General features: G+C 75.4%; 6 protein-coding genes. 4 read left to right on the top strand and 2 right to left on the bottom strand.

Annotated features, from left to right (window positions below):
• Positions 1-1074: NAD(P)H-hydrate epimerase (locus tag E2C05_RS26470; protein ID WP_133222652.1), on the bottom strand; the 1074-nt coding region annotated here is incomplete at its 3' end.
• A 206-nt stretch (positions 1075-1280) separates the two neighbouring features.
• The gene (locus tag E2C05_RS26465) at positions 1281-2945 is read right to left on the bottom strand and encodes an NAD(P)/FAD-dependent oxidoreductase (protein ID WP_133222651.1); all 1665 of its coding nucleotides are present in this window, start codon (positions 2943-2945) and stop codon (positions 1281-1283) included.
• A gap of 144 nt (positions 2946-3089) precedes the next feature.
• Between E2C05_RS26465 and E2C05_RS26460 the strand changes: the two genes are divergently transcribed.
• The 4 genes from E2C05_RS26460 (at position 3090) to E2C05_RS26445 (ending at position 7001) form a co-directional block, all read left to right on the top strand.
• The gene (locus tag E2C05_RS26460) at positions 3090-4055 is read left to right on the top strand and encodes an aldo/keto reductase (RefSeq protein WP_158292379.1); all 966 of its coding nucleotides are present in this window, start codon (positions 3090-3092) and stop codon (positions 4053-4055) included.
• Positions 4052-4957, top strand: a complete 906-nt coding sequence (locus tag E2C05_RS26455; RefSeq protein WP_205083092.1) for a DMT family transporter — start codon at positions 4052-4054, stop codon at positions 4955-4957. Before E2C05_RS26460 ends, E2C05_RS26455 begins: the two co-directional genes overlap by 4 nt.
• Positions 4958-5077: 120 nt before the next feature.
• Positions 5078-5932: a hypothetical protein gene (locus E2C05_RS26450; RefSeq protein ID WP_133222649.1), complete on the top strand. Its 855-nt coding sequence runs from the start codon at positions 5078-5080 to the stop codon at positions 5930-5932.
• Between the two features lie 118 nt (positions 5933-6050).
• Entirely contained in the window at positions 6051-7001 is a 951-nt protein-coding gene (locus tag E2C05_RS26445) for an MBL fold metallo-hydrolase (RefSeq protein ID WP_133222648.1), read from the top strand.
• Positions 7002-7111: the final 110 nt, after the last annotated feature.

The raw sequence follows: 7111 nt of genomic DNA, 5'->3' as shown, positions 1-7111 counted from the left end.
ATATTCGCCGGCATGCGGGGTGAGCACGGCGGCGCCGCGCAGCGCCTCCGGCGCGCCGGCGCAGGCGGTCAGCGCGCCGGCATCCGCCACCACCTGCCGGCCCGCCGCGACGACGCGGCGCAGCATGGCGCGCGTGGCTGCATCGGCGGGCAGGCCGGGGCCGAGCAGCCAAGCGCGGCGGCGGTCATCGGCCAGCAGCGCCTCCAGCCCCTCCTCCGCGACGATCGTGCCAGGATCGCCGGCGCGGTAGAGCGCGGCGGAGGCGGCATCGGGCGCCAGGATGGTGACGAGGCCGGCCCCGACGCGGTGCGCCGCCCCGGCCGCCAGGCGGGCGGCACCCGTCATCGCCGCGCCGCCCAGGATGGTCAGGTGGCCGCGGCTGTATTTGTGCGACGCGGCATCGAGCGCGGGCGGGCGCCAGGGGCCGGGGGCGTTGCGGATGGCTTGCGGCGCGATGCCGGTCAGCACGGCATCGGGCAGGCCGATATCGGCCAGCACCGTCTCGCCGCAGAGATCGCGGCCGGGCAGCAGCAGGTGGCCGGGCTTCAGGCGGAAGAAGGTGACGGTCAGCGCCGCCTGCGGCGCGAAGCCGCGCACCTGGCCGGTGGTGCCGTCGAGGCCGGAAGGGACATCTACCGCCAGCACCGGCGCCGTGGCGGCGCGCAGTGTGTCGGCGACCAGGCCGTCCACCTCGCGCGCCAGGCCGGCGCCGAGGACCGCGTCGATGACGAGGCCGGCGCGCGCCGCCTCCGGCGGCGCGAAGGGGACCATGGGACCGCGCCAGGATGCGGCGGCCAGCGCGGCATCGCTGCCCGGGCGCGGCGGGGCCAGGGCGGCGACCGCCACTGGCCAGCCGGCGCGTTCCAGCAGGCGGGCGGCGACATAGCCGTCGCCGCCATTGTTGCCCGGGCCGGCGAGGACCAGCGTGCGCACCGGCTTGAAGCGGCGCAGGGCGGCGCGCGCCACCGCGCGGCCGGCGGCGTCCATCAGTTGGATGCCGGGAATGCCGGCGGCGATGGCCAGGGCATCGGCGCGGGCCATTTCCGCGGGCGTCAGCAGGTCCAAGCGCGGCATGGGGCGGCTCCTTGTGGCTACGGGTGTCTGGGAGGGGCGCTGCCCCTCCCAGGCCCTCCCCGCCGGGGATCGAACCGACCCCCGGCCCCCCGTTTGGGTTTATCCTTGGGGTGAGGACCCCCAGCGGGGGTGACTCAAGGGTTCCAAGGGCCCTTCGGCCCTTGGCGGGCGGAGCTCGAGGAGGGCAGCGCCCTCCTCGATCCCCCTCACCCATAGGTCATCGCCGTCTCCGTCCCGCGGCTGAGGTCCCGCGGCACCTCCCGCCCCGTCGCGGCATAGGCCAGCGCCTCCGCCACCCGGATCCCGTCCACCCCGGCCGAGAGGATGCCGCCGGCATAGCCCGCGCCTTCCCCGGCCGGGAACAGGCCGGCGGTGTTCACGCTCTGCAGGTCAAGGCCGCGGCGGATGCGGATGGGGCTGCTGGTGCGGGTCTCGACGCCGGTCATCACCGCGTCGGCACGGGCGAAGCCGGGGATCTGCGCGTCGAAGGCCAGCAGCGCCTCCCGCATCGCCGTCACCGCGAAGTCCGGCAGGCAGCGCGCCAGGTCGGTCGGCGTCACGCCCGGCTTGTAGCTGGGCTCCACCTCGCCCAAAGCGGTGCTGGCGCGCCCCGCCAGGAAATCCCCGACCAGCTGCCCCGGCGCGCGGTAGTCGCCGCCGCCGGCCTCGAAGGCCAGGCTTTCCCATGTCCGCTGGAACTCCACCCCGGCCAGCGCATGGTCCGGATAGTCGCTCGGCGAGATGCCGACGACGATGCCGGCATTGGCGTTGAACTCGGCGCGGCTGTACTGGCTCATGCCGTTGGTCACCACGCGCCCGGGCTCGGAGGTGGCGGCGACCACGCGGCCGCCCGGGCACATGCAGAAGCTGTAGACGCTGCGGCCGTTCCCGCAATGGTGCACCAGCTTGTAGTCGGCCGCGCCCAGAAGCTTGTTGCCGGCATTCGGTCCGAAGCGGACGCGGTCGATCATCCCCTGCGGATGCTCGATCCGCACGCCGATGCTGAATGGCTTCGGCTCCAGGAACACGCCGCGGTCACGCAGCATCCCGAAGGTGTCGCGCGCGCTGTGGCCGATAGCGAGGACGACCTGGTCGGCGCGCAGCACCTCGCCGCCCGCCAGCGCCACGCCGCGGACATGGCGCTGCCCCGCGGCATCCGGCTCGACCAGCAGGTCCACCACCTTGGTGCCGAAGCGGTACTCGCCGCCCAGCGCCTCGATCTGCGCCCGGATGCTCTCGACCATCGTCACCAGGCGGAAGGTGCCGATATGCGGCTTCGAGACATAGAGGATCTCCTCCGGCGCGCCGGCGCGCACGAACTCCTCCAGCACCTTGCGGCCGAGGAAGCGCGGATCCTTGATGCCGGAATAGAGCTTCCCGTCGGAGAAGGTGCCGGCGCCGCCCTCGCCGAACTGCACATTGCTCTCGGGTTGCAGGACGCCGCGGCGCCAGAGGCCCCAGGTGTCCTTGGTGCGTTCCCGCACCACCGTCCCGCGTTCGAGGATGATGGGACGGAAGCCCATCTGCGCCAGCACCAGCGCCGCCAGCAGGCCGCAGGGGCCGGTGCCGATGACGATGGGCCGGGGCGCGCCCTCCGGCGCCCGGCCAACGAACTGGTAGCGCGTGTCGGGCGCCGGGCCGACCCGCGGGTCGCCCGCATGGCGGCGCAGCACCCCGGCTTCGTCCCGCACCGCCAGGTCCAGCGTGTAGACCAGCATGATGGCGCGCGGGTTGCGGGCATCGTAGCCGCGGCGGAACACCCGCACCGCTTCCAGGTCGCGATCGTCGAGGCCGAGGCGCCGCAGGATGGCGGGGCGCAGCGCCCCCTCCTCATGGTGCAGCGGCAGGCGGAGTTCGGTCAGGCGGATCATCATGCCTCGGTGCGGTGGACCGGCCCGGCAGGCCGCGCGAGGATCGCCGATAGGGCCGCTCGCCCGCCGGTTCCAGGCCCGGCGCGGCGGGCGGCGGCGTCAGGCGTCCGGCAGGCCGCCGGCGCAGGCCGGGAGGAGATGGCGATGCAGGAACGGGTGCTGGGGCGGACGGGGCTCAGGGTCTCGGCGCTGGGCTATGGGGCCGGGGCGGTGGGCGGGCTGCTGGTGCGCGGCAGCCCGGCGGAGCAGGAACGCTCCCTCGCCCGGGCCTTCGAGGCCGGCATCACCTATGTGGACACCGCCGCGCTCTACGGCAACGGCGAGTCCGAGCGGAACCTCGGCCGGGCGCTGAAGGCGCTCGGGGCCAGCCCCGTCCTCGGCACCAAGGCGCGGGTGCCGGCGGAGGCGCGGGGCGACATCGCCGGGGCGCTGGCGGCCTCCCTGGAGGCGAGCCTGCAGCGGCTCGGCCGCGACAGCGTCGACCTGTTCCAGCTGCATGACGAGATCGGCACGGCGGAGGGGCTGACGGCGGCGCAGGTGCTGGACCAGGCGGTGCCGGCCCTGCGGCGGCTGCGGGACCAGGGGAAATGCCGCTTCCTCGGCATCACCGCGCTCGGCACCGTCCCGGCGCTGCGGGCGGTGCTGGAGAGCGGCGCCTTCGACACGGCGCAGATCCCCTTCAACGCGCTGAACCCGTCCTGGCTGGCGCCGGCGCAGGCCGGCGTCGCGGCCCAGGATTTCGCGGGGCTGGGCCAGGTCGCGGCGGCCCAGGGCGTCGGCCTGATCGGCATCCGCATCCTGGCGGCCGGCGCGCTGACGGGCTCCGCCGCGCGGCATCCGGTGGCGATGCAGGACGTGCCGCCCATCGCCTCCGGCCCCTCCTTCGCGGCCGATGTGGCGGCGGCGAACCGCCTGGCGCCGCTGGTGGCGGAAGGCGTCGCCGGGTCGCTGGCCGAGCTGGCGCTGCGCTACGCCATCTTCGCGCCCGGCATGGGCTGCGCGCTGATCGGCACGGCCAGCCTCGGGCAGCTGGAGGAGGCGATCGCCGCCGCCGGGCGCGGCCCGCTGCCGCCCGCGGCGGTGGAGCGCATCGGCGCCCTGCTGGCGTGAGCGCGGCGGCGGAGGGCACGGCGCGGCCGGCGCTGCGCGGCTTCGGCTTCCTCGGCATCACCGCCTGCGCCTGGGGGCTGAACTGGCCGGTGATGAAGCTGCTGATGCGGGACTGGCCGCCCTATGCCTTCCGGGTCTTCGCGGCGCTCGGCGCCGTGTCGCTGCTGGCGGCGGTCGCGGCGTCGCAGCGGGACCGGCTGCTGCCGCGGCGGGACCAGGCGGGGCGGCTGGTCGCCTCGGCGGTGCTGAACGTCAGTTCCTGGAGCGTGGTGGCGCCGCTGTCGCTGTTCTGGCTGGACGCGGCGGAGGCGGCGATCATCGCCTACACCATGCCGGTCTGGGCGACGGTGCTGGCCTGGCCGGTGCTGGGGGAGAAGCCGGGCTGGCGGCGGCTGGCCGGGCTGGCGCTGGGGCTGTCTGGCGTCACGCTGCTGCTGGCGGGGGCGCTGGCCGGCGGCGGGTGGGAGACGCTGCGGGCCAAGCTGCCGGGGGCGGCGGCGATCCTGGCGACGGCGCTGATGTTCGCCGGCGGCGCGGTCTTCACCAAGCGCTGGCCGGTGGCGCTTCCGCCGGTGCCGCTGGTGGCCTGGCAGATCGCCATCGGCACGCTGCCGGTCTGGGTGATCGCGCTGGGGTTCGAGAGCCTCGATTTCGGGCGGGTGACCTGGGTCGGCTGGGGGTGCCTTCTGTATGTGGCGGTGGTGGCGCAATGCGCCGCCTACCTGGCCTGGTTCCGGGCGCTGCGGGTGCTGCCGGCCGGCACGGCGGCGATCGGCAGCCTGCTGGTGCCGGTGATCGGGGTGTTCTCCAGTGGGCTGCTGCTGGGAGAGCCGCTGGGGCTGCGGCACGCGGCGGCGCTGGTGCTGACGCTGGGCGGGGTGGTGCTGGCGGCGCGGGGGTAGGCGGCGGGGCGCCCGACCGCCTGTGCCCGGGCGCACATCCGGAACGGCGCGCCATCCGAACGGTCTCGCCTGGGGGCGACCCGCCGCGATAGCCTGCGCCGACCCCGCAGGAGCATCGCCATGCCCGACGGCGCGAGCACCAGCAACCTCGGCCCCCGCGCCCCCCTGCGCGTCGCGGATATCCGCGAAGGCGGCACGGACAGCCGCGGCGCCCAGGTGACGCATATCTATGCGCTGCGCACGGGCGAATACGCCGTCTACCATGCCGGCGACGTCTTCGTGGAATTCGCCGACGACCCGGAGGTGGAGCGCGACCAGCGGAAGCGCATCCTGGCGCTCGGCGAGGCCCGGTCGGAACTGGCGGCGCTGCTGGTCGGCTGGCGGCCGCAGCGCCGCCGCATCTATGACTGCAAGACGGCCATGGCCCTGCAGATGGCGCTCGACCAGGACGATGTGGGCGCGCGCAAGGTGATCGAGGGCGCGCGGACGGATGCGTTGCGGGAGCGGGAGGTGGCCGGGCGGCTGCAGTATCTCGCCTGCGCCCTCGCCTCCTTCGCCCTGCTCTTCGCGCTGCTGCAGCTGGCCGCCTGGCTCTGGCCGACGCCGGACGGCATCGCCAATGATCTCTGGATGGCGGCGGAAGCGGGCCTCGCCGGCGCCGCCTTCTCCATCGTCCTCGCCATCCGCTCGCGCATGGTGGCGCTCGACACGCAGATCCTCGGCAATGCGTCGGACGGGCTGCTGCGCCTGCTGCTCGGCGCCGCCTCCGGCGCGCTGCTGCTGCTGGCCTTCGGGGCCGGCATCGTGCCGCGCATGGCCTTCGGCGAGGCGACGCTGGCGCGCGACGCGATGGCCTGGCAGGGCGTGCTGATCCTCGGCTTCATCGCCGGCTTCCTGGAACGCCTGGTGCCCGACCTGCTGGACAAGGCGAGCCCGCAGAAGGCGATGGGCACCCCCGGCACGGCCCCGTCCTGAGCCGCCCCGCGCCCCCGCCCGATCGGGGGGGCCGAGGTTCCCTCCCCGGCGCGATCCGCTACGGTGCCGGGCCGAACCGGCCGCCGAGGGCGATGCCGGACCAGGGAGGCCCAAGCCCATGCCCAGCACCCGCCGCCAATTCCTGGCCGGCGCCGCCACGCTCGCCGCCGCCCCTTCCCTTGCCGCCGCCCCGCCCGCCGGCCGGCAGGTGCCGAGCCTCTACCGCACCCGCATCGGCGAGATCGAGGTCACGGCCGTCAGCGACGGCATCATCAACCTGCCGCCGCAGGTCTTCGGCGACGCCAACCTGGCCGAATCCCGCCGCCTGCTGGCCGAGGCCCGGCTGCCCACCGACGGCCCGGTGCCCTGCGCGGTCAACACCTTCCTGGTCAACACCGCCGGCCGCCTGGCGCTGATCGACACCGGCTCGGGCGAGGCGCTGGGCCCCACCATGGGCCAGCTCCCGGCCAACCTTGCCGCCATGGGCGTGCAGCCCGGCATGGTGGACCTGGTGCTGCTCACCCATCTGCACCGCGACCATGCCGGCGGCCTCTGCGACAGGGACGGCCGGGCGCTGTTCCCGACGGCCGAGCTGGTGGTGCCGGAGGCCGAGGCCGCCTTCTGGCTGGACGAGGGCAATATCGGCCGGGTCCCGCAGGGCTCCCGCGGCGGCTTCGCCTACGCAAGGCAGGTCGCCGCCGCCTATCAGGGCCGCCTCCGCCGGCTGCCCGGCGGCGCATCGCCGGTCGCCGGCGTCACCTCGATCGACGCCTTCGGCCATACGCCGGGGCACACGCTGTACCGCGTCGCCTCCGGCGCCGACCAGCTGCTGGTCTTCGGCGACATGGTGCATGTCCCGGCGCTGCAGACCCGCCACCCGGGCTGGGGCATCGCCTTCGATGTCGACCCGGCCGGCGCGGTGGCGACCCGGCGGCGGGTGCTGGACATGGCGGCGGCGGATCGCCTGCTCTGCGCCGGGATGCACATGGACTTCCCCGGCCTCGGCTTCATCCGGCGGGAGGGGGATGGCTACGGCATCATTCCCGCCCCCTGGCGCCCGCTGCTCTGACGCGGGCGGGGCGGCCGGCGCCCCCGCCCCGCGCCCGGCCGGCGTGACGCCACCGGGCGCGCGGAATGCGGCGTGCCGCGGCGGCGCGGCACGCCCGGACCGGAGCGGCG

The sequence above is a fragment of the Paracraurococcus ruber genome (assembly GCF_004353985.1).
Taxonomy (GTDB): Bacteria; Pseudomonadota; Alphaproteobacteria; order Acetobacterales; family Acetobacteraceae; genus Paracraurococcus; species Paracraurococcus ruber.
The sequence above is the reverse complement of the archived record's forward strand: the minus strand, read 5'-3'. Positions and strand labels throughout refer to the sequence as shown.